The 23,293-nt window shown below is 66.4% G+C and carries 11 protein-coding genes; 8 read left to right on the top strand and 3 right to left on the bottom strand.

The genetic code is table 11. The features are described from left to right. Window positions 1–137 precede the first annotated feature (137 nt). Both pglW and pglX read left to right on the top strand, forming a co-directional pair. Complete coding sequence (pglW, locus tag ACFRCG_RS30915) at window positions 138–4,859, top strand: BREX system serine/threonine kinase PglW (RefSeq protein WP_380037501.1); 4,722 nt, start codon at window positions 138–140, stop codon at window positions 4,857–4,859. Next, the gene (gene pglX / locus ACFRCG_RS30910) at window positions 4,856–8,458 is read left to right on the top strand and encodes a BREX-2 system adenine-specific DNA-methyltransferase PglX (protein ID WP_380037499.1); all 3,603 of its coding nucleotides are present in this window, start codon (window positions 4,856–4,858) and stop codon (window positions 8,456–8,458) included. Before pglW ends, pglX begins: the two co-directional genes overlap by 4 nt. 63 nt (window positions 8,459–8,521) lie before the next feature. Here pglX and ACFRCG_RS30905 read toward each other — a convergent pair whose 3' ends face one another. Then, window positions 8,522–8,713, bottom strand: a complete 192-nt coding sequence (locus ACFRCG_RS30905) for a hypothetical protein (RefSeq protein WP_380037497.1) — start codon at window positions 8,711–8,713, stop codon at window positions 8,522–8,524. Between the two features lie 10 nt (window positions 8,714–8,723). Beyond that, window positions 8,724–9,575: a helix-turn-helix domain-containing protein gene (locus ACFRCG_RS30900; protein WP_380037495.1), complete on the bottom strand. Its 852-nt coding sequence runs from the start codon at window positions 9,573–9,575 to the stop codon at window positions 8,724–8,726. A 287-nt stretch (window positions 9,576–9,862) separates the two neighbouring features. On the opposite strand from ACFRCG_RS30900, the gene ACFRCG_RS30895 reads away from it, so the two are divergent. The 6 genes from ACFRCG_RS30895 to pglZ all read left to right on the top strand — a co-directional run bounded on the left by ACFRCG_RS30895 (window position 9,863) and on the right by pglZ (window position 22,255). Further along, window positions 9,863–10,309, top strand: coding sequence for an ATP-binding protein (locus ACFRCG_RS30895; RefSeq protein ID WP_380037493.1), 447 nt, complete (start codon window positions 9,863–9,865; stop codon window positions 10,307–10,309). A 487-nt stretch (window positions 10,310–10,796) separates the two neighbouring features. Continuing rightward, window positions 10,797–12,071, top strand: coding sequence for a methyltransferase domain-containing protein (locus tag ACFRCG_RS30890; RefSeq protein ID WP_380037564.1), 1,275 nt, complete (start codon window positions 10,797–10,799; stop codon window positions 12,069–12,071). Window positions 12,072–12,819: 748 nt separating this feature from the next. After that, window positions 12,820–13,248: a hypothetical protein gene (locus ACFRCG_RS30885; protein ID WP_380037491.1), complete on the top strand. Its 429-nt coding sequence runs from the start codon at window positions 12,820–12,822 to the stop codon at window positions 13,246–13,248. A gap of 674 nt (window positions 13,249–13,922) precedes the next feature. Beyond that, window positions 13,923–15,176, top strand: coding sequence for an ATP-binding protein (locus tag ACFRCG_RS30880; protein ID WP_380037489.1), 1,254 nt, complete (start codon window positions 13,923–13,925; stop codon window positions 15,174–15,176). A gap of 207 nt (window positions 15,177–15,383) precedes the next feature. Further along, window positions 15,384–19,379, top strand: coding sequence for a phage resistance protein (locus tag ACFRCG_RS30875; protein WP_380037487.1), 3,996 nt, complete (start codon window positions 15,384–15,386; stop codon window positions 19,377–19,379). After that, window positions 19,376–22,255, top strand: coding sequence for a BREX-2 system phosphatase PglZ (gene pglZ, locus ACFRCG_RS30870; protein ID WP_380037485.1), 2,880 nt, complete (start codon window positions 19,376–19,378; stop codon window positions 22,253–22,255). The genes ACFRCG_RS30875 and pglZ overlap by 4 nt, the downstream gene beginning before the upstream one ends. Here pglZ and ACFRCG_RS30865 read toward each other — a convergent pair. Beyond that, window positions 22,248–23,291: a CBS domain-containing protein gene (locus tag ACFRCG_RS30865; RefSeq protein WP_380037483.1), complete on the bottom strand. Its 1,044-nt coding sequence runs from the start codon at window positions 23,289–23,291 to the stop codon at window positions 22,248–22,250. The two genes, pglZ and ACFRCG_RS30865, sit on opposite strands and share 8 nt — an antisense overlap. Window positions 23,292–23,293: the final 2 nt, after the last annotated feature.

Raw genomic sequence — 23,293 nt, 5'->3', positions numbered from 1 at the left:
AGGTCACTGTTCACGCCCCACCCATCCGCTCGTTACTCAAGGCTCCAGGGTCGGGCTCAGCCGTTACGATTCCCCTCTGGGGTTTCAGAATCACAGCGCCCCATTTGACCGAGTTGTCAAGAATCGGGGCGGGGCGTATGCGGGACGGCCGGTGGGAGACGGTCACCGACTCCGAGTTCCAGCACGAGCGGCGCGGCCTGGAGGCCATCCGCGAGAAGCTGCCCGACAGCGAGCCCTGGCGCGCCTGGTCCAACTTCACCTTCACCGCCGGCACCGGTCATGTGCGCGAAGTGGACTTGTTGGTGGTCGCTCCCGGCGGCGTCTACCTGATCGAGCTGAAGGACTGGCACGGTTCGGTCGAGTCCCGCAACGGAAGCTGGCTGCAGACCCAACCCGGCGGCCGGCAGGTCTCGCACGGCAACCCGCTGCACCTCGCCAACAAAAAGGCCAAGGAACTGGGTGACCTGCTCAGGCGCGCCACACCGGCCGGCACCTCCGCGCCGTGGGTATCCGAGGCCGTCTGTTTCACCGACTCCGGGCTTCGGGTGCGCCTGTCCCCCCACGACCAGAACGGTGTCTACACGGTCGACCAACTGGTCGCCATGCTCAAACAACCGCCGCGCGAGGAGCGTCGCCGCTTCGACGCCCCCCGCTCCCGCGCGCTCAAGGCATCGCTCAAGCGGATCGGTATCGCTCGCAGCGACGCCGAGTACAAGGTCGGCCCCTATGTACTGCGTCGCGAGGCATTCGACTCCGGCCCGACCTGGGCCGACCACCTGGGCCGACACAGCGAGTTGCCCGAGACCGCCCGCATCCGCATCTACCTCCGCGAGCGCGGCGCGGACGCAACGCTGCGGGCATCCGTGGAGCGGGCCGCCCGACGCGAGGCGGCCGTGCTCCGGCGCTTCCGGCACCCGGGTGTCGTCCAGCTCAAGCAGTACGACCCTTCCGGTCACACCGCCGGCCCGGCGTTGATCTTCGACTACAACCCGGAGACGCTCCGACTGGACGCATACCTGGCGCAGTACGGCGACAAGCTCGACATCCTCGGCCGGATGGCCCTGGTCCGCCAGATCGCCGAGACCGTCCGGAGCGCACACGGCGCCCGCCTCTTTCACCGCACCCTCTCCGCGCACGCGATCCACGTCCTGCCGCGTCCTCGCGGGCGAGCCGAGGACGCAAGCAGCGAAGAAGCCCGCTGGCTCTCCCCACACCTCCAGATCTCCGACTGGCAGGTCGCCGTCCAACGCCTCGGTGACACCGGACAACCGGGATCGGACCGCTTCGCCCCGACCGCCCTGTCCAACGCCGGTGCACACCTCGCCGACGAGGCCGACCCGTATCTGGCTCCCGATCTGACCGCGCTGCACGCGGATCCCGTAGCCCTCGACGTGTACGGGCTCGGCATGCTCACCTACCTGCTTGCCACCGGCCGGGCGCCGGGCGCAAGCCAGGCCGAGTTGTCGGCACGCCTCGAGGCCGGCGAGGGACTGCGGCCCAGTTCCGTGGTGGACGGACTCTCCGAGGACATCGACGAACTCGTGCAGGCGGCGACGGCCTACCGCCCCCAGCAGCGACTGTCATCGGCCGACGAGTTCCTGGAGATGCTGGAGATCGTCGAGGAGGGGCTGACCAGCCCGGCGGCGGAGGAAACGTCCGCGGCGAATCCCGCCGAGCCGGACAAGGACCCGCTCGAAGCCGTTCCCGGTGATGTGCTGGCAGGCCGCTGGGAGGTGCGGCGTCGACTCGGCACCGGCTCCACCAGCCGTGCGTTCCTGGTCCGGGACCTGACCGCCGACCCCGCGGCACGCAGGGCGAAGGCGTTCGCCGTGTTGAAGGTGGCGATGTCCGACCAGCGCGGCGAAGTGCTGGTCCGCGAGGCCGAGGTGATGGGCCGACTGCGGCCGGACTCGCGGATCATCCGGTTGGTCGAGCCCGAACCGCTTCGGATCGGCGGCCGTACGGTCCTGGTCATCGAGTACGTCGGCGACGAGCGCGACGACGACGCCACCGCCGAAAGCACCGGCCACGGCGGGCGTCGATCGCGCCGGCGCCAGGAAACGGTGGCCCGCCAACTGCGCGACTCCGGTCGGCTCACCCTGGACCAGTTGGAGGCGTACGGCGACTACCTGTTCGGCGCCGTGGACTTCCTGGAGGGCGAGGGCGTCTGGCACCGGGACATCAAGCCCGACAACATCGCGATCCGGGTCCGCCCCAACCGCAGCCGGGAGTTGGTGCTGATCGACTTCTCGCTGGCCGGCTACCCCGTGCAGCAGGTGCACGCCGGCACCGAGGGCTATCTCGACCCGTTCATAGGGACACTGTCCCGATCGGTGTACGACGCGCATGCCGAGCGGTACGCCATCGCCGTCACTCTGCACGAGATGGCGTCGAGCGAACTCCCGGTGTGGGGCGGCGGGAGGGTGTCCGCACGGCAGACCGACGCGGCGGAACAGCCGTACCCGACGATCGCCGCGGAGGCGTTCGACGCCTCCGCACGGGAGGGACTGGTCGCGTTCTTCGAGAAGGCACTGCACCGGGACGCGAGCAAACGCTTCCCCGAGCTCAAGCCGATGCGGGATGCCTGGAAGAAGATCTTCCTGGACCTGGCCGAGGCCCGGCCCTCCTCGCATCGCTCGAGCCGGTCCCGGCAGGAGGTGGCGCCCGCTGCAGTAGCCGCTCCGGCGGGAGAGGTAACCGCCGATGGCCCCGGCATCGACGCCGCCGAACCGGAATCCGCCGATCTGGCGCGGGATCGTCTCGCGGAGGTCGCGGTACGCGCGACCCCGATCGAGACGTCCGGGCTGGGGCCGGCTGCGATCTCGTTCGTCTACGGGCTCGGCGTTCACACGGTCGGGCAACTGCTCGATCTGAGTCAGCGTCAACTCGTCAACGCGCCAGGGCTGGGCTCCAAGACACGTCGTGAGGTGCTGGGGCGAATCCGGCAGTGGCGGGAGAAGCTCGCCGAGGAGCCCGCGGCGGCCTTGCTCACCCCGGAGAGTCGCAAGGAGGGCAAGGCAGAGCTGTCCGCCGCCGAGGCCGTGCTCAGGGACGCGGTCGGTGTGGTCGATGGCCCCGCTGCTGCGACGCTCGGCGAACGGGCCTTGCGCACGGTGAGCTTGGATGCCTTGGCCACACTCTTCGTCCCGGAGTTGCGCAAGAAGGGCGGCAAGGACAGCAACGCCAACGAGGTGGAGATGGTGCGGCTGCTGCTGCGGCTGCCCGACGAGCAGGGGAAGCTGCCCGAAATCGGCGTCTGGCCCAAGCAGAAGGACGTCGCCGAGGCGCTGGGCCTGAGCACGGGCCGGATTCCGCAGATGCTCAAGACCCAGCGCACCCGCTGGAGGCGCCACGACGCGGTACAGGCGCTGCGCCGCGAGGTCCTCGAACTGCTGAGCGGCAATGGGCGGATCGCTGCCGCTGCCGAAATCGCCGATGCCCTCACGATCCGGCGCGGCACTCGGCTCCAGAACCGCGAACAGCGTCGTGCGCTCGCCTTGGCGGCGGTGCGGGTGGTGGTCGAGGTGGAGCAACTCGACCCGGAGAACGAACAGTTCCAGCACGCGGCCAACCGTGAGGCGGTCGACGAGGGCATGGGCGCCGGGCTGTTGGCCTTGGAGGTCGACGAGGACGACGCCCCGAACACCCCCTCCGGCCCGGGACTACTCGACTACGCCCAGCGGTTGGGACGAGTCGCCGACAGGTTGGCCAAGGCCGAGACGCTGCCCACATCGGCGACGGTCTTGGCCGAGCTGGGCGCCGTCACGCCGCCGAGCGACGGGGTGACGTGGGACGAGCGCCGCATCGTGGAGTTGGCGGCGGCGGCGTCCCGAAACGCGGCGGCGACGCCTCGACTGGAGATCTACCCGCGCAATCTGCCGCTGGTGCGGGCACTGCGTCTGACGCAGGCCGGGTTGGTTCGCCTGGTGCCGGGATTGGCCGAGGCACAGCAGCCGGGGTTGCGGGTGGAGGAGATCCACGAGCGAGTGACCACACGCTTCCCGGAGATCCTGGACGCGAAGGGCAGCCACCGTCTGCCGGAGGGCGGGCGGTTGACCAAGGCGTTGCAGGATGCCGGGTTCGACCTGGTGCTGAGCACTCGGGCAGACACCCGGACACAGCGCTATCTGCCTCGGCACACGGACAACATGTCCAGCTACCTGACGTCGGAGCCCAAGGGCAAGTCGTTCAACGCCCATGCGGCCACGCGCTATGACGACAATCCGGAACTGGCCGCGGTCGTCCGCACCGGTGAGCGGCTGTCGGCATCGGCGCGGCGGGACGGCTTCCGGGCGCTGACGGTGCGGACCGGGTTGATGCGCGATGCGATCCGGCGACTGGGCGCGGTGGAGGCCGAGCGGCCAGCCGCCGAGGTGGTGTCGGTGGCGGAGTGCCTGTTGACCGCGCTGCACGAGCAGGTGGACGCGCGCCCGAAGCCGACGTGGGAGACCATCCTCAAGGCCGACGTCGCCGAGCCCGGTTCGCGGGCGGCGATGAAGTTCGCCGAGTACGCCCGGACCGCGTGGGGCCTGATCGAGCCGCGGATTGGCGGGCGACTCGATGTCGGGGCGGGTGTGGGGCCGGTGCTGTTGGTGGACGCTGGCGTACTCGCTCGCTATGACGCGATGGGTGTGCTGGACCGACTGGCGACCCGGGCCCGGCAGGGCGGGCGGGCGCTGTGGCTGCTGTGCCCACAACCGGACTCGGCGCGGGCGCCGCGGCTGGGCACGACGGCTGTGCCGTATCAGTCGGGGTTGGGCGAATGGATCGAACTCCCGGATGCCTGGGTCAAGAACGCCGGGCGCGGGACCAGTACTGCACGGACCGATGTCACCGCTACGAACGGGAGCACGACGTGATCGACCGCAAAGCACTGCTGGATGACCTGAAGCAGCAGGTGAAGGCGGTCGAGATCGATCTCGGTAAGCAGGTGAAGGCGCTGCCGGACGTGAAGGCACGCCTGGACAAGGAGTATCGGCGGGCCCGGGAGGTCGGCCGCACGGGCGCGACGTGGAACTCGTGGCTGGACGAGCGCATCACTCAGGTCGCGGCGGCGTGGGTGCTGGGCACGGTCTTCGTGCGGTTCTGCGAGGACAACCTACTGATCCCGGAGCCGTATCTGACGGGGCCGAGCGATGAGCGGCGGGACCTGGCCGGGGAGCTGTATCTGGCTTACTCCAGCAGCGATCCGGATCCGACGTATCGCGGGTGGATGGAGCGGGCGTTCGCGGAGATTGGTGAGGGGCAGGCAGGGCAACTGCTGTTCAACCCGGAGCGGAATCCGCTGTATCAAGTGCCGTTGTCGCACGAGGGCGCGCGGGAGTTGATGGACTTCTGGCAGAAGCGCGATGCGGAAGGCGTGCTGGTCCACGACTTCACCGACCCGCTGAACGAGGACGGGACGGAAGGGTGGGGTACTCGGTTCTTGGGTGACCTCTACCAGGACTTGTCTGAAGCAGCTCGGAAGACGTATGCGCTGCTCCAGACACCCGAGTTCGTGGAGGAGTTCATTCTCGATAGGACAATGAACCCAGTCGTAAGGGAACTGGGCGGAGCCTTCGGTGAGTTGAAGATGATCGACCCGACGTGTGGCTCGGGCCACTTCGTGCTGGGCGCGTTCCGCAGGATGACGCAGTTGTGGGCAGAGAAGCAACCATTTTTGGACCGGCATGAGCGGGTGCGAGCGGCACTCAACGCAGTGCACGGAGTAGACATCAATCCGTTCGCGGTAGCCATCGCTCGGTTCCGGCTTTTGATTGCGGCTATGGCGGCAGTGGGAATCCGGACATTGGGGGAAGCGAACAAATACGAGTGGCCGATTCACTTGGCGGTTGGCGACTCCCTTATTAAAGCCCGACAACTCGAACTACCCTTGGCGGGCAATGAGTCAGGTGACGCATTGGCAGACTTCGCATACGCGACGGAAGATATTCACGACGGGGCGTACATGAGAATCCTAGAACAACGGCGATATCACGTCGTAGTGGGGAATCCTCCGTACATCACCGTGAAGGACAAGAGTCTCAACGAGCTATATCGCGAACTGTATTCCTCTTGCACTGGCAAATACGCACTCTCAGTACCCTTCGCCGAGCGGTTCTTCCAGTTGGCAAAAACTGGAGACGCAGATGGTCGTGGATTCGGTATTGTCGGTCAGATTACCGCGAACTCCTTCATGAAGCGAGAGTTCGGAAAGAAATTGATTGAGGAATTTTTCCGATACAAGGTCGAACTTACAGAAGTCATCGACACCTCGGGCGCCTATATTCCGGGACACGGCACCCCCACGGTGATCCTTATTGGACGTCAGGGTCAGAGTGGGAGGGCTGACACAGTCCGAACCGTGCGCAGCATCCAAGGCGAACCCATCGCTCCAGCAAATGCCCGCGAGGGAAGGGTTTGGCGGGCAATTGTTAAGCAGATCGACCAACCTGGATCGGCAAGCCCATGGGTTTCCGTCGAAGATCTAAACCGAAAACAGCATTTCGATAACCAGCCGTGGTCCCTTACCGATGGAGGCCTCGAGATCGTGCATATGATCAGTGAAGGTGCCGTCGGAAAACTGTCCACGAGAACTGAATCAATCGGCTCTTCCGCCATCACGGGAGACGACGATATTTTTACCTTCCCACGCCCGACTTCCGCCAGGTTCGCAGCCCAGATTAAGTCCCTACGGCCACTCGTTGAGGGAGATCAGGTACGTGACTGGGACAGTCTTCCTGGTGCGGATGTAATCTACCCACTTGACGCCGATCCGTCAGAACGCAACTGGCTTGAATCCTACCCGCTTTGGCAGGGGCGAAGCATCTTGCGCAAAACACTCTATTTCGCCAAGACGAAAGAGCAACGCGGTATCCCTTGGTCAAACTATGCCTACTATAACGAAAGTCGACTTAACGCGGAACTCCTGATTACCTTTGCATTTGTAGCCACGCATAATCACTTCGCACTGGGTAGAAGCGGGAAGGTCTTTAAGCAATCAGCGCCGGTGATCAAGCTCCCGGATGGATCGAGCGAAGAGGAGTATTTGCAGCTTCTGGGGCTTCTCAACAGCTCCACCACATGTTTCTGGCTGAAACAAAGAAGTCACAATATGGGGAGTACAGTCGACTCGAAAGGCGCCCGTCAGGGCACGTATCCATTCGAGAATTTTTATCAGTTTAATAGCACTCAGTTGGGCGAGTTTCCTCTACCCCCTGCCTACCCGACCGCGCTCGCAAGTGCCCTGGATGGTCTGGCTCAAGAGCTTTCTGCCACTAGCCCCATCGCACTCGATAGCACCGATTCCCCACCCACGGGAACTACCCTGCGCTCAGCGCGCAACACATGGGAGAAGACGAGGGCGCGGATGATTTCGCTTCAAGAAGAGCTTGACTGGCAGGTCTATAATCTTTACAAATTGCACCCTGAAGATTTGCGCGCCTCCGAATCCGATGTACCAGAACTCGCACTTGGAGAGCGTGCCTTTGAAATTCTGATGGCTCGGCAGATTGAGAGAGGACAAGCGTCGGGCGAATGGTTCAAACGCCATGGCTCCATGCCTAAATCTGCCCTCCCCAGCCACTGGTCAGATGCTTACAAAGTCACAGTCCAGAGGCGCATTGAGGCCATAGAGAACTTCAAAACCATCAGAATGATAGAACGACCGGAATACAAACGCCGTTGGGTAACAGAAGGCTGGGACTCTCTCCAGGAGAGAGCCCTTCGCGAATGGCTTCTTAATCGCATGGAGAGCCGATATATCTGGTACCAGAACGATGAGTATCCCAACCTCCTCACCAGCGTCCAGCTCGCAGACGAACTCTCTCACAACGAAGATTTTGTCTCCGTCGCAGGCCTCTACGCACCTCACCAAGACTTGCCATCTGTCGTCGCGAGCCTTCTGGCCGATGAACATGTGCCCTTCTTGGCTGTCCTGCGATACAAACCCGCCGGCCTAAAGAAACGAGCCGATTGGGAACAAGTCTGGGAACTTCAGCGGCAGGAGGATTCTGCTTCGAATGAGGCGGCAAGACGTCAGATCCGGGACGCAATTCCCGTGCCGCCGAATTTTGCATCGACTGACTTTCTCAAGCCCTCCTACTGGCGTGTCCGAGGCAAGCTGGACGTGCCAAAGGAGCGATTCATTTCCTACTCTTCGACCAGCGCTGGCGTCCCAGGTCTCTTCGGCTGGGCGGGCTGGAATCACTTGGAGCAAGCGCAGGCGCTGACCACGTACTTCACTAATCACACCCTGACCGTAGGGGAAGTTACCCCATTGCTCGCCGGTTTGCTGGAAATGCAGCCGTGGCTCGACCAGAGACACAGCGAGTTCGACCCGGTATACGGCGGGTCGCCAGCAGCCTTCTTCGCCGAGTATCGCTCACAAATTCAGGGTGAGAACGGATTGACCGACGACGACCTGCGGGCCTGGCGACCACCAGTTGCCGCGCGCGGGCGGAGTACCGCCAAGAAGTAAGCGCCGTACGGGGAAAGGACCGGGGCTGGCAGGACGACTGCCCCGGTCGCTGCCGTGTGACAGCTACAGGAGATGGTCGGCCTTGCCCGCCTTGACGTCCCGGATCAGCGTGCGAAGGGCCTCTATGGAGTCAGTGACGTAGCGCTCCTCCTCACCGCTCACAGCGATGTAGGCGTTGCCATCATCATCGGTCCCGAGGCGGAAGCAGTTGTTCCCTTCGCCGCAAAACGGGGCTTCCCAAGAAATTTCTGACATCTGGTCTCCTTCAAAGTTGGCGCGCGATGGCATGGATGAACTCCCGTGACTGCCCGCACGTCAAGGCAACCTGTCCCATCCATTCAAGATGGGCCCGGTACTTCGCGAGTTGGGCCTCGGCATGAGTGAACTCCGGTCCGTGTGCGGAGTCCAGTTGCACGGTGTCGAGTTGAGGAACGACCCCGTCCGCGTACAGAAGGGCATGTCCCGCCCCCGGGAAGGCGCCACACGTGACTGGGAGGACACGCAGCGAGATGTTCTCGCGTTCCGACATTGCGCAAATGTACTCAAGTTGGTCCCGGGTGACCTTCGCTCCGCCGAACTGCATACGCAAGGCGGCTTCGTGGATGTACCCGACATATGGGCGGGAGTGACCCGTCACCAGAATCTGCTGCCGCTCCAGGCGATGACTCACACGGAGTTCGATCTCCAACCGCGACAACGGCGGGAGTACGGCACCGAACACGGCCCGAGCGTAGTCGTCAGTGTGCAGAAGCCCCGGCACGTGCACGGTTTGTGCCGTCTGTAGACACGCCGCGTACCATTCAAGTTCGGCGATGTTCAGCAGTCCCGGCGGGAGGGTGCCCCGGTACTCCTCCCACCAGCCGCGCTCCTGCTTCTCGGCCATCACCACGAGGGCATCGACGTAAGCAGCGTCTGCACATGAATAGTTGCTTGCTAGCGTTCGCACTCGCTCGGGGCTGATCGGACGGACGCCCGACTCCATGTTGGCGATCTTCGAACGATCCAGACCCAATAGGGCAGCCGCGTAGTCGGTAGTTGCTCCTGCTGCAACACGGAGCTTGCGCAGTTCAGCGCCCAAGCGCTTCTGGCGTTCTGTGGGCGGGCGTTGTGTCGGCATGCCGTCCTCTCAAGCTCGGCTGGCGCTCAGTCTGTGTGGTGCGCCGGGCCCAGGACAACTCGAAAGAGGCAATTGCCTTCCAATGGGTGGCAGCATGCCTGCCGGGACGCTAGCTTCAAGTGACGCACAAGGTACGCACGGCCACGCCGGAAGTGCACCGCGCGAGCATGCCCGCCTCTCCCAGAGCGGGTGTGCACGTGCCTGGGAGGTAAGCCACCGGCGCTGCCATCGGACGCGCGCAGACACAGACGCGTCACCAACTCAGCGCCGCAGCAAGGAGTAAGTCCATGCCCGGATGCCCCTTCCCAAACAGCCGCCGGCCGACATCCAGCATCCCCGCTGTCCCGGCTCACTGGACCTTCCCGTCCCACCCCACCTCGGTCCGTGAGGCACGGCATGCCGTAGCGGAAGCCCTGCCGCCGACCTGCTTTCCCGAACTCGCCCTTGACCTCGGCCTGTTGGTCTCGGAACTGGTCACCAACGCCATCCGCTACGGGACGTGGCCCACCGACGAAGACGCGATCGAAATGGTGCTCTGGGCCGCCGACGGCCACTACTGGCTCGCCGTCTCCGACCCCGGCCTCACCCTGCCCACCCTCACCTCCCCCAGCCCCGACGCATGCAACGGTCGCGGCCTCCTCCTCGTGGATGCCGTCTCGACCACCTGGGCCGTAGTCCCCCGTCGCACCTGCGGAAAGTCCGTCGTCGCGGGCATCCGCGTCCCCGGCGCCTAAAGACACGACCTCCAACGCGCCGACAACTACCGCAGGTGGAGCACATCCAGCGGTGTGCTCCACCTGCCGGGCCGGGAAGCGCCTCAATACGCCCACGCCACGCGACCACCGACAACATCAGCACCAGGCCACCCGCCGCGCGCCCCGGTGCCCATCCGGCGTGCCCGTTCCCCGGAGGCGCAAGGCGCAACCCGCCTCCCAGCAGGCGCGCCCAACCGCCCAGCCGCCAACTCCGCGCCCCGTCTGCCCACATGCTGCACGCCGCACCACCCACAGGCGCGGCGCCCTCACCACCAACCACCGCCCCACCAACCACGAGGAGACCAACCCATGGGCACCCACAAGAGCCCCATCCCCAACGACAGCCACCAGCCCGGCCGGCCCGTCCCCCCACCGATCCTGCCCGACAAGCCCCCGAACCCGGGCACCCCGAAGAAGGACAAGTGAGCCCGTGTCGACCAACGCCACCGACCACAATGTCGACAGCCTGCTCCGCCACGTCGAGCACGTCACCGGACCGCTGCCGGCGCCATGGCGGGAAGCATTCAAAAGCGTCCCCCGCGCCGCCTTTCTCCCGCCCGTCATCTGGCTGCGACGAGCCGACGGCCTCCCCGACCACGAACCCTGCGATCGAGCCGCCGACCCCAACCGATGGCAGAAAGTCGCCTGGTCCGACACCCCAGCGGTGATCCAGGTCAGAGACGGCCTCGACCCCGAACCAGGCGAGCCCGCCTGGCCCTCCTCGTCCGTCTCCCAACCCTCGGTCGTCGCGAGCACCCTCCTGGCCCTCGACGTTCTGGACGGCCACCGAGTCCTGGAAATCGGCACCGGAGGCGGCTGGAACGCCGGCCTCCTCGCCCATCGCCTCGGCCACGCCAACGTGGTCACCGTGGAAGTCGACCCATCCCTCGCCGCAGCCGCCCGCGATCGACTCGACGCACTCGGCCTCCTGCCACAGGTCGTGGCAGGCGACGGCGCCCACGGCTGGGCGGCCGGCGCCCCTTACGACCGACTCGTCAGCACGTGCTCGGTGGCCCACATCCCGTCCGCCTGGCTCGAACAGGTACGCCCCGGCGGCCTGATCGTCACGCCGTGGACCACATCGTGGTCGGCGTACGGGACTCTCCTCCTGACCCCACACCAAGACGGCACCGCAAGCGGAAGGTTCACGCCCGGCGGCTCGTTCATGGCGATGCGCAGCCACCGCTCCCGCATCCGCGACATCGGCGCCGTGGTCCGCCCGGACGACGCCCCCGACACGAGCACAACCACCCTCTCCCCCTGGGACGTCGCAGGCGGCGACCGGCACGTCGAGGCGATCATGGGCCTGATGCTGCCCGCCTTGTGGACCCATTGGGACGACGAGCCGAAGGTCACCGACGTCAGATCCCGCCTATGGATCGGCGACGACGCCCAAACCTCATGGGCCACGGTCGACTACGACGGCCGGCAACTCGACAGCTTCCGCATCCGACAACACGGCCCCCGTCGCCTGTGGGACGAAGTCACCGCGGCCTGGCTCTGGTGGACGTCCGCAAACCGGCCGCCCATCGACGCGTTCGGCTTGGACATCACCCCGGACGGCGCCCAAACCATCTGGTGCGCCAAGCCGGACGGCTCGATGTGGCTGGTCCCCCTCGTCCCGAACAACGACTTGGAGACTCCAGAGCAGACTTCTTCGACACGGTTGACGAAGTCGGGCCCATCGGAGGGGAGATCCGATTCGGGAAGCTGCCCGTCGGCCGTGAGCGAGAGCGGGTGAGCCGATAGGTCATGACGACTCCGTCGAACCCGCAGCGCAGCGACGCCGACACCCATCCCCTCGGCGACGCTGCCCCGGTGCGGTCACCGCTTCGGCGATGCCTGGGGACTTCATCCGCCTCGCACCGACAGCAGAGAGCCGGATCCACGTCATCGAACTCGCCCACCACCCCAGCGGGTGCTGTCCGTCGATCAGTTCGGTCCTCGTGAGCGTGCGCGGCGTGGGCAGCGGGCGTTGACCCAGCGCTCCGTCATTCAGGTAGGCCGGGCCTGACTGACCGATACCCGCAGCGGCCGACAGGTCCGCCCAACCCAGCCAGTCTTCGGAGCAGCCAATACGTCGTCACGACGCGATGTTCGGCGCAGTCACGTGTGTTCGCCTTCCCTCTGACGTGAGCGGTCAGCCGAACCGGTCCGGCACGACCTCGACTCGGCAGGTCGTGGACGCCGAGTCGGATACGGGTGCCGGCGATGATCCCATCGCCGGCACCCGTTCCGGGCAAACCGGCAACAGGCTGGAAAGGCCGCACGCCTCTGCGACAACCCCGTCACTCACTCCGGACTCGGACTCCTCCCGAGACCAGCCTCAAAAACCGAGCACAACCTGCCGCGGCAACGCTCAAGCGCCTGGATGATCCCCGGCCGAGTCCGGTTTCTCCAGCTCTCCTGGGCAGTTCGGTGATCCCCCTTGACCTCCGTCTCCTAATCTGCCAATCTTAGAGAGACAAAGTCCAGCGTGGAGGTGCCATATGCGCAAGCCGATGCGGACCATCGAGATCGACGACGAGGTGTTCGCCTACCTTCAGCGGCACAGCGAGCCCTTGGTCGACACCCCGAACGACGTCCTGCGCCGCCAACTCCTGAACAACCGGAAGCCCCCCGCCGACAAGACGGAGAGCCGTCGCACCGGCGGCCTGATGGCCATCATCGAAGCCGGCCTGGCCACCGCCGGAGACAGGGTCCGGCACCACCAGCCTCGGCTCAGGCGGACCCACGAGGGCACCATCACCGCCGACGGCTGGATCGAAATCCCGGACGGCCGGGCGTTCCCGCAGCCCTCCCCCGCCCTGAAGGAACAGACCGGGGTCGACATCAACGGGTGGCGCCAGTACACGCATGTCCCCAGCGGGCGCCGCTTGGAGGACCTGCGCGAAGAGGCCGCGAAGCGCCAGACGTGACGTTCACCGAAGACCCGGGCCGGGGTCCTCTCGGACGAACCCGTCAGGGGCAGCCGCGAGGACCCCGGCCCGTCGGCCTGTCCATCCGACGCCAACCACTCGAATTCGCGCTTCAGGTTGAAACACCCGACTCGGATCGGATGCGACATCGTCCGGGCCGGCCGCTCAAACCGCCACCCGCCCGCCGCAGCACAAGCGGCAGTGATCGACCGGGCAATCGATCCGACTACGTGCAGGCACCGCAGGTGTACCGCACCGACTCGCCGATCTCGACATCCGGCGGCTCCGCGACAAGATCGGCGACGCGCGGTTCGATGCGCATCCACCGTTTCCGCGTGCGTACGGTCGCCGACATCCTCCGGCCGGTCGAGAGCCCCGCCACGTGTGCCCTCACCCCCCTGTGAGCGTTGCCGACGGCAACGGAAGCTCCGAGGCACTCAAGGGGCCAATGGGGATCACTCCTTCAGGTGATGAGCGAGGACGCCCACACCCATCACCAGACATCACGCTGGGTTATGTATGCAGGTCAGCAGCCCGATTCCTTTAGAGGGCGACCGTGGACACGACTGATGAGGGCCGCTGATCACAGCAAAATCATGCCTCGAAGTACAGTATAAATAGCCCTCGAAAAGTGGCAAAAGTGTCGGTCGAACGCGAACGTTGATCGGAGCAGGATGCTGGATGACGTTGTCGTAAGACGCCAGGAGGAGACCCTTCGTGCCCTGCTCGGGGAAGAGCCGGTCATCGTGCTCAATGGCGCGCGAACGGTCGGCAAATCAACCCTGCTCTCCGCGATCGGCGCCCGCGCACATCGCAAGGTGCTGGACTTCGACGACCTGGCGACCCGCGATGCGGTAGCCGCCGATCCCGCCCTGTTCGCCGCCGAACCCTCGCCCGTACTTGTGGACGAGTTCCAGAAGGTTCCCGAGCTGCTCGACGCGATCAAGGCAGAACTCAACAAGGACCTGCGGCCCGGCAGGTTCGTGCTCACCGGTTCGACGCGGTACACCGCGCTCCCGAGCGTGGCCCAATCACTCACCGGTCGTGTGCACGTCGTCGACGTATGGCCACTGTCCCAAGGCGAACTGGCCGGAACGCGCGAGACGTTCTGCGAACAGATGCTGGATGACCCTGTATCCCTCATCAGCCGACGTCAAGAGGGCGAGACGCGTGACGGCTATGAACAACGCGTACTCGCCGGAGGCTTCCCACTGGCACTGCGCCGCTCTGCGGCCGCCCGCTCCCGCTGGTTCCGTGACTACGTTTCGCTGGTCATCAGCCGCGACGTACTGGAGATCCGGCAGGTTCGGCAGCGCGACTCACTGCCGCGACTCCTCCGGGTACTCGCCGCACAGACGGGCCAGGTGCTCAACATCAGGAAGGCTGCCGAGCAGTCACAACTGGAGCCATCCGTGGCCGGTGACTATCTGACGCTCCTGGAAGCCGTCTTCCTTCTGCACCGACTGCCCGCCTGGGGAAGGACCCTCGGCAGCCGGGTCGCCGGCCTGCCCAAGATCCACCTCGTGGACGCGGGGCTGGCAAGCCATCTCCTCGGTCTCACCACACGTCGGCTGGCCAACCGTGAGCCCGTAGTCCTCACCGAATTCGGTCACGTGCTGGAAACCTTCGTCGTCGGTGAGGTACTGCGCCAAGCCGGATGGCTGGACGAGCCCGTGTTGACCGGCCACTTCCGCACCCATGACCAAGTGGAAGTCGACCTCGTCATGGAGGCGTACGACGGCCGGACAGCAGGCATCGAGGTGAAGTCTTCCTCTCGGGTGACCCAGCAGGATCTGCGTGGGCTGCGGATGCTGCGCGACAAGCTTGGCAAAGCCTTCACCGGCGGGGTGCTGCTGAATCTGGGGGATCGCGCCTACACCATCGACGAGCGCATCCATGTCCTCCCCGTGAGCCGGTTGTGGGCATGAGTCCACAGGAAGCGGGCGACCTCCAGAACCCCCGTCCCCCGTGACGGCGGCAGCCGCACCACGTGGTGGCGCGCCATCGACTGCCGCACCGCACCGCCGCGAAACAGGCTTGCGGAAGAATGGAAAATGACAGGATGACAGCGGCTTGACCGGACGATGTCCGAGCCGGCCGGGACCCCAGCGCACGCCACGAAGAAGCCGGAGAACATGTCTTCCAGCGTCCAGCCGCCTCTGCTTCGCGATGTCATCGACATCCAGCCCTCGATCTCCACCTCCGACTTCGTCCTGAAGCTCGCCGAGGCAGTGACCGAAGAGGGCAGCGCTCGCGCGCTCCGGGACTATGTCGTCACCGAGCGGCTGCTGGAGAACTTCGACGAGGCGTTGAGCCTGATCCGCTCCGCCCTCGACGGACAGACGTCCAAGGCGGCGTACCTGCACGGCTCGTTCGGTTCCGGTAAGTCACACTTCATGGCGGTACTGCACGCCCTGCTCCGCGGCGACCAGGCTGCTCGAGCGCGGACGGAGTTCGACCCGGTATTGGCCCGGCACGAGTGGCTGGCCGGCACCGGCAGCGCCGGTGAGCGCAAGAGGTTCCTGCTCGTGCCGTACCACATGCTCGGCGCCAAGTCCCTGGAGCAGCGCATCCTCGGCGGCTATGTCGCCCACGTCAAGGCCCTGCATCCCGATGCGCAGACACCGCAGGTGTACCGCACCGATTCGCTGTTCTCGGACATCCGACGGCTGCGGGACAAGATCGGCGACGAGAAGTTCATCGACGGACTCGACGGCACCGCACACGCAGGCACCGAGAGCGATGCCGCGGACGAGGACGACGAGTGGGGTGAGGGCTTCGCCTGGACACCGGACCTGCTGGACACCGCCCTCGCCGCCGAGCAACTCGACGACTCGGCCGAGCGGCCGGACGGCTCGAAGATCACGCTGAACCTCGTCACCCCCACCACGCCCTCCGAACTTCGAGCCAAGCTGGTCAACGAGGCCATCACCGGCTGGTTCCCGGGCTTCACGGTCAATGCCGCCGAAGACGAGGACGGTTTCATCTCGCTGGACGCGGGCCTCGGGGTCATCGCCGCGCATGCGAAGTCACTCGGCTACGACGGTCTCATCCTCTTCATGGACGAGCTGATCCTGTGGCTCGCCAATCGCATCACCGATCAGAAGTTCGTCTCCCGCGAGGCGGACAAGATCACGAACTTCGTGGAGGGCGCCGACTCTCGTCGGGCCGTGCCCATCGTGTCGTTCATCGCCCGCCAGCGTGACCTGCGCGAGTTGGTCGGCCAGGAGCTGTCCGGTGTCGCGGAGACCTCGATCCAGGACAGTCTGAACCTGGCCTCGGGTCGGTTCGACAAGATCACCCTGGAGGACCGCAACCTCCCGCAGATCGCCCACGCCCGCCTGCTCCGGCCCAAGAACGACGACGCGAAGGCCAAGCTCGATGCCGCCTTCGCCAAGGCCAAGCGGTCGGGCGGGCCGGCCGTGTGGGACGTGCTGCTCGGGTCGGAGGGGGGCACCACCGGTGCGGACGAGGACTCGTTCCGGCTGACCTACCCGTTCTCCCCCGCCTTCATGGACACCCTCGTCCACATCTCCTCCGCCCTCCAGCGCTCGCGTACCGGCCTGAAGTTGATGGGCCAGTTGCTCGCGAACCACCGCGACGACGCGCGCCTCGAGCAACTGATCCCGCTGGGCGACCTGTACGAGGTGATCGCGGACGGCGGCGACGAACCGTTCGTGGACAAGCTGAAGGCGGAGTTCAAGGCCGCCGACAAGCTGTACCGCAACAAACTGCGTCCGTATCTCCTGAACGTGTACGAGGTCACCGAGGAAGACGTCGAGCGTTACCTGCACCGTCCCGAGAGCATCGACAGCCCGCAGCTTCTGCAACGCTGCAAGAGCTACGTGGGCGACAACCGGCTGATCTCCACACTGCTGCTCTCCGCCCTGGCCCCCACCGTGCCCGCGCTGCGCGATCTCACCATCCGACGTCTGGGCGCGCTCAATCACGGCTCGGTGATCACGCCCATCCCCGGAGCCGAGGTGGGCGTGATCAAGTCGAAGGTCGCCGAGTGGGCTTCGCGCTTCCCGGAGATCAAGGAGATCGGCACCACGACCAACCCCGGTGTCCGGCTCGAACTCGCCGGCGTGGACGTGGACTCCGTACTGGCCAACGCCAATGTCAACGACAACCCGGGCAACCGACGAGCCCTGCTCAAGCGGTTGTTGGCAGAGGAAATCGGCTTCGAGCTGCACGACGGACGCTTCGGCGCCGACGAACTCGCGCTCGTGTGGCGCGGCTCGAACCGTACGGTCGAGGTGGTGATCGGCAAGATCGCCGACCCCGACGACCTGGCCGACCACGAGTTCTCGCCCGGCACCGAATCGGCGTGGCGGCTGGTGGTCAGCATGCCCTACCACGAGGGCGAGTTCGGGCCGGTCGAGGACGCCAACCGCATGCGGTCGCTACGCGACCTGCCCGGCGACCGCCCGCGCACCGTCGCCTGGATCCCGGCCCACCTGTCCGCGACTCGCTTCCTGGACTTTCGCCGCCTGGTCACCATCGACTACGCCCTCGCCGACGTCGCGCGCTTCAACACCCAGTACGCCTCTCACCTCAACGCGGACAGCCGGGCCCGGGCCCGCATGTTGCTGGAGAGCCAGCGCACTTCGTTGACGAACACGGTGAAAAAGGCGCTCAAGCAGGCGTACGGACTGGCCGAGAAGCAGCCGAACGAGGTGGAGCTCGGCCACGAGGACCACCTCGAAGCGCTGCCGAAGGTCGCCGAACTCAAGCTGGCCTTCGGGCAGTCGATGCGCGATGCGACCCGGGCCATCGCGAGCCGCATGCTCGCCCATCAGTTCCCGGCCCACCCCGACCTGGATCCGGAGGGCGCCGGTGTCGCGGTGAAGCCCACCGATGTGCGCACCGTCTTCGGCATCATGCGAGCAGCCGCCGAAGCGAGCGACCGGCGTGTGGAAGTTCCCGCCAAGGAACGGTCGTTGATGCGCAACATCGCCGGCCCGCTGGGACTGGGCTCGCAAAAGGAGGCGTACTTCGAACTGTCCACTCGTTGGCGTGAGCACTTCCTGCGTCAGGCGGGCATGCTCGGCATCACGGGCGACCTGTCCGTGGTCGCGCTCACCGAGTGGATCGACACACCCGAGACGATGGGCCTGGCCCCGCACGTCGCCAACCTGGTCATCGCCTCGTATGCCGAGATGGACGACCGGGTGTGGGTGCGCGCAGGGTCCCTGCTCGACCCGGCCCCCGAGCCCGCCCAGATCAAGGCGAACGACGCACTGCGCGCCCAGCCTCTCCCCGACGAGTCGGTCTGGGACCGGGCACGGCAACGGTACGAGGAGATCTTCGGCCAGAAGCCGCCTACTCTGCGACGCGGGCGGATCGTCAGCCAATTCGCCCGGCAGATCCTGACCCAGGCACGCACCCACCAACCGCACGCGGCCGATCTGGTGCGGGAGTTGGAGAAGCACGCCGAGCTGCTCGACCTCAACGACACCGACGAGTCGGGCAGATTGGCCCTGGCCCGCCGCTCGCTCGCGCTGCTGGATGCCCTGCTGGCCACCGATCAGGGCGTGGCGAGCAGCAGCGGCGCGGCGCGACAGACGGTGAACACACTCGCGGCCTTCGACCTGGCCGACGCCCCGGGCTCCCGCTACGGCGTGTCGATCAAGCAGGCTCAGCCGGTCGCCGCCGCCCTCGCCAACGCGGCTTGGGACATGCTGCGGCTGGCCCCCGGCTACGGCCCCGAGGGTGAAGCCGTGTTGGCGGCCCTGCGCGGTGCGGCGCAGGTCGACCAGCGCACGGCGAGCCTGCCGGACGCCCTGCTCGAGGCTCGTCGAAGCATCGTGGCGGTGATGGGGCGCAGCCGTGCCGGGACGGAGCCCAAGCCTCCCGAGCCGGTGCGCCCGCAGCCGCCGCGGCCCACCGATCCCGGCGACGTTCCCTTGGACACGGACTCCAGCCACCCGCCCGTACCTGAGCAGTACACCCCGCCCGGCCCGAGTTCCACCCCGACCTCTGCCGGCAAGGCCGCGCGTCGCTCCGGCGGCGGGCGAACCACCGCTGCGCGTGCGGTGGCCGAACTGCACGCCGAACTCGCCGCGTTGGCCGAGCGCGAGCCCGATGTCACCATCGAACTCAGTTGGCGGGTCGTGGAGGACCAGTGAGCACGACGATCGGCACCAGCGCGGTGCGGTTGACCGCCGGCACCGTCACGCAATACCTCGCCTCCCGGGCCGGGCTCGACAAGGACAAGCGCAAGGCGGTGCTCCTTCGCGCCGCCCCCGTCTGGGACGGCCCCTCGCTGCTGAGCTGGGGGGAGCAGCAGGCCCGGGTCACGACGGCCGGGTCTCCGCTGGCTGCCTACGAACTGGTCCTGGGCCACCTGGCGCCCGATGCGAGCGGTCCGAGGTTGTTGGTCGTGCTCACCGACCGCGAGGAATCCGAGCTGGGGGCCGACCTGCTGGCGCGGGTGCACAAGCACCGGGTCAACAACGTGGACACCTGGGACGTGGTGCGTGAGGCGTTCGGCGCGCAGTACACCGATCCTCGATTGTCCGCCGAGAACTGGGCGGTGGAGGCCCTCCTCGACGCCCAGCCCCCCGGCCGCTGGCCCCAACTCGGCAAGGGCGTCCTGACCCGTCGGCACGCGCTGGCGGCGCTGGCCCTGCGCCGGCTCGGGGCAGGGCGGTACAACCCGGATCACGAAGCCGGTTCCCCGGTGGGCGTCGGGGAGGGCCTCGAACTCGACGCGTATACGTTGCTGCGCTGGTCGCTCTCTCCCGGGGGTCCCGACCGCTTTCTGGCGCTGCGCGCTCCGGAGCGCGCCGGGCTCACTCGGTTCCTGGGCGAAGAGGAGCAGGCGGGACTCACGGGGCAGGCCGTGCTGGCCCTGACCACAGCCGAACACGGCGCGGACGCGGTGGCGTTCGGACTGGTGTGCGCTGCACTGTGGGTGCACGCGGAAGGATCTGCGGATGCGGGCGACTACCAGGCACGCGGACGGGCCGAACGCTGGTTCGGCGAGGACCCGCCGGTGCACGGTGAAGCCATGGACGCGCTGGCGCGGGCCTTCGGCCGGGCGACGGAGGAGTTCGTCGTAGCCCTGCTGCGTATCGGGCGCTCCGGCACGGACGAGGAAGCGGATCGGGCCCGCCGGCTCTCGGCGACCGTGCTGGCACGGGCAACCGCCCTGACCCGGCAGTTCGGTGCCGAACGTGCGGCCGGTACAAGTCCCGTGCTGACCGCCGGACTCGATGCGACGTTCAAGGTGCTCGGCCTGGCCCTGGCGGACAAGGCTCCGAGGCGGACGGAACGCGCCCTGCAACGGCTGACGCAACACCACTTGGCAGAGAACCCCGATGTGCACACCCGCATCGAGCGCGCCGGGATGGCACAGCGGCTCGCGCGCTGGTTGGCGACCGACCCGGCAGAAGAGTGCCCCACCGTCGCCGGGGGTATCGACCGCCACCTCGCCGAGACCGGCTGGGTCGATCTGGCCCTGGAGCACATCGAAGCCGGCGGCGATCCGGTGGTCGAGCTGAAGACCGCATACGACGCGTTGTGCACCGCGGTACGCACGCACCGCAAGGAGATCGATCGCCACTTCGCGCGTATTCTCGCCGGCTGGACGGCGGCCGGAGGCAACGCCGGGTCCATGCTTACCGTCGAGTCCTTCCTGTCCCGGGTGATCGTGCCCGCGACCGAAGGGGGCGAGCACCGCGTTCTGCTCGTCGTACTGGACGGGATGAGCGCCGCCATCGCCGCCGAACTGGGCGAGGAGATGCGCCGGGACTGGGCCGAATACGACCCGATGCCGGACGCCAAGGACGCCCCGCATCGGCGCGGGATGGTGGCGGCGCTGCCGACCGTCACTGCGGTGTCCCGTACCTCGTTGTTCGCCGGAAAGCTGATGGCGGGCTCACAACGGGAGGAGCGGGCACTCGTCGGTGAGCATGCGTTCGGGGGCGGCCGGAAGATGGCGGTCTTCCACAAGGACGACCTGCGCGCCGACAGCGGAGGCGACGTCTTCGGACCGAAGCTGGACGAGGCCCTGGCAGGCGGTCGCACACATGTGGCGGTCGTCCTCAATACCGTGGACGACCGATTGGCGAAGGAGCAAAAGCTCGGTGATGCCGCCTGGCGCCTGCGGGACATAGGCGGACTGAGGGAATTGCTGCAGACCGCTGCTCGATACGGGTGGGCGGTCGTGCTCACCAGCGACCATGGGCATGTCGTCGACCGCCACGGTGAGCGAGTGGACGCCGAGACTCCGCTGTCGGCCCGGCATCGGGCCCCCCGGGGGCCCGTCCGAGAGACCGAGATCCTGCTCTCCGGCCCGCGAGTGGTGTCGTCGGACACCAAGGGGACGATCGTCGCGCTGTGGGATGCCGACTCGCGCTACACCGCGCACAAGGCCGGCTATCACGGTGGGGCATCGCTCGCCGAGGTTGCCATCCCGATCATGGCCTTTCTGGCGTTCGGGGCGAAACCGCCCAAGGGATGGCGGGAATTGGGTCGCCGACAGCCCGCATGGTGGTCCTCCTCCAGCGAGCGGGAACCCGAGGTGAGCACGCCGACATCGCAATACGTGCCGGCGAAGCAGACCGCCAAGTCCACCAAACAGCGCCGTCAGGAAGCCGCTCGTGTGGCCGCCGGCGAACAGTCGCTGTTCGAGATGGCAATCGTCGCGGATGGCGAACAGGCGCTCCTCAAGCCTCAACCTGTCGCCCCCGGAGGCGCTTTGGTGTCGGCGCTGTTGTCTTCGGACCTCTTCTTGGCACAGAGGGACGCTCTGGCCCGCAAGCCCGACCTCGTAAAGATCGAAAAGGCGCTGCTCGAACTCCTCGACGCCGGTGGCACGCTGCCGGTGACCGCGCTGGCGCAGCGCATCGGCGTCACCCCCCTCCGGGCGGACGGGTTTTCCGCGGTGCTGCGCCAGTTGTTGAACTTCGACGGCATTCAAGTGCTGGAGACGCTGCCCGACGGGCGCACGCTGCGGCTGAACCCGGCGCTCCTCCGGGAGCAGTTCGAGATCAGGTGAGTTGCTTGAGCAGCCCGCAAAACTCGCGTAGGTCGAGGATTTGTTGCTCTGTGAGCGGGTTGCTGTCGAAGTGTGCGATCTGGTTGCGGACCACTCGCACCCGGTCGAGGTGCTGTACGAACTGGGTGCGGTCGACACCGCCCCAACCGAGTGCCGCCCAGTTGGCATCGGCCCTTGCACACAGTGTGGGGCTCTTCGGGTCCGCATACAGGAGCTTGACGTAGGCTCCGAACATCAGATCCGCGATCTTCCCGGTCTGCTTGCTCGGAGTGTTGGGCTGCACCGCACAGATGGCTTGGGGACTCAGCTTCGCTCCCAGACACTGGCGCAGCCGGAACTCGATCTCGCCTACGAGGAAGAACGGCAAGGCGGTGGCCTCGAAGCGGGCCGCGATATCAACCGCGGTGATAATGCCGGTGAAGCGTCCGCTGTTGTCCCGAACGAGCAGGTATCCATACTCGCTCAGCGAAGCCAGATGAGCGAACACCTCTTGGTGCACCTCGGCGATCGGCAGGGAATCCTTGACCATCGCATTGGCCAGGCTCGGGGCCGAACCCTGCTCGTACAGCGCGGCCACCGAGCGCCACGTCACGACTCCCCGAATCATGGAGATGCCGTCGATGACGGGCAGTTGGCAGTAGTTCTTCGTCTTCATCTGGTGCGTGGCCTGAGCCAGGGAGGCGCCGGAGCCGACGGAGGTGACCCCGTTTCGTGCAGAAGGAATGTCGCCGATCTTGAAGGATCGCTGCGGCAACATGCCCGGCAGCGGTTCCTCGTATTGCTCCTCGACGTCGTCGCGGTCGGGTGCGCCAACGACGGACTCCTCCGCAACCACAACCAGTGCCGCTTTGACGCCGCAGGTGGAGAAGGACGGGACCGTGGTCAGCCCGACCTCCTTCAACGCTGTGGTAATGGGCGAAATGGTCAGGTAGTTGCGCGTGCGCACGCCGAAGAGCGCCAGAAAGTCGGGCAACATCACCGTGGTGCCCTTGAGCGCGAGGAGCTGTTCGGGGGTCGGAAGCTGCGGGGTGGTCATCG

It is taken from the genome of Embleya sp. NPDC056575, assembly GCF_042793325.1.
Classification (GTDB): domain Bacteria; phylum Actinomycetota; class Actinomycetes; order Streptomycetales; family Streptomycetaceae; genus Embleya.
This window is presented reverse-complemented; position numbering and strand designations above follow the sequence as displayed.

Bases quoted from the DNA above. Each gene is read 5' to 3' on its own strand.
- pglW (WP_380037501.1), top strand. From the start codon at position 138: ATGCGGGACGGCCGGTGGGAGACGGTCACCGACTCCGAGTTCCAGCAC.
- ACFRCG_RS30885 (WP_380037491.1), top strand. From the start codon at position 12,820: ATGCGCAAGCCGATGCGGACCATCGAGATCGACGACGAGGTGTTCGCC.
- ACFRCG_RS30895 (WP_380037493.1), top strand. From the start codon at position 9,863: ATGCCCGGATGCCCCTTCCCAAACAGCCGCCGGCCGACATCCAGCATC.
- ACFRCG_RS30865 (WP_380037483.1), bottom strand. From the start codon at position 23,291: ATGACCACCCCGCAGCTTCCGACCCCCGAACAGCTCCTCGCGCTCAAG.
- ACFRCG_RS30900 (WP_380037495.1), bottom strand. From the start codon at position 9,575: ATGCCGACACAACGCCCGCCCACAGAACGCCAGAAGCGCTTGGGCGCT.
- ACFRCG_RS30880 (WP_380037489.1), top strand. From the start codon at position 13,923: ATGCTGGATGACGTTGTCGTAAGACGCCAGGAGGAGACCCTTCGTGCC.
- ACFRCG_RS30905 (WP_380037497.1), bottom strand. From the start codon at position 8,713: ATGTCAGAAATTTCTTGGGAAGCCCCGTTTTGCGGCGAAGGGAACAAC.
- ACFRCG_RS30875 (WP_380037487.1), top strand. From the start codon at position 15,384: ATGTCTTCCAGCGTCCAGCCGCCTCTGCTTCGCGATGTCATCGACATC.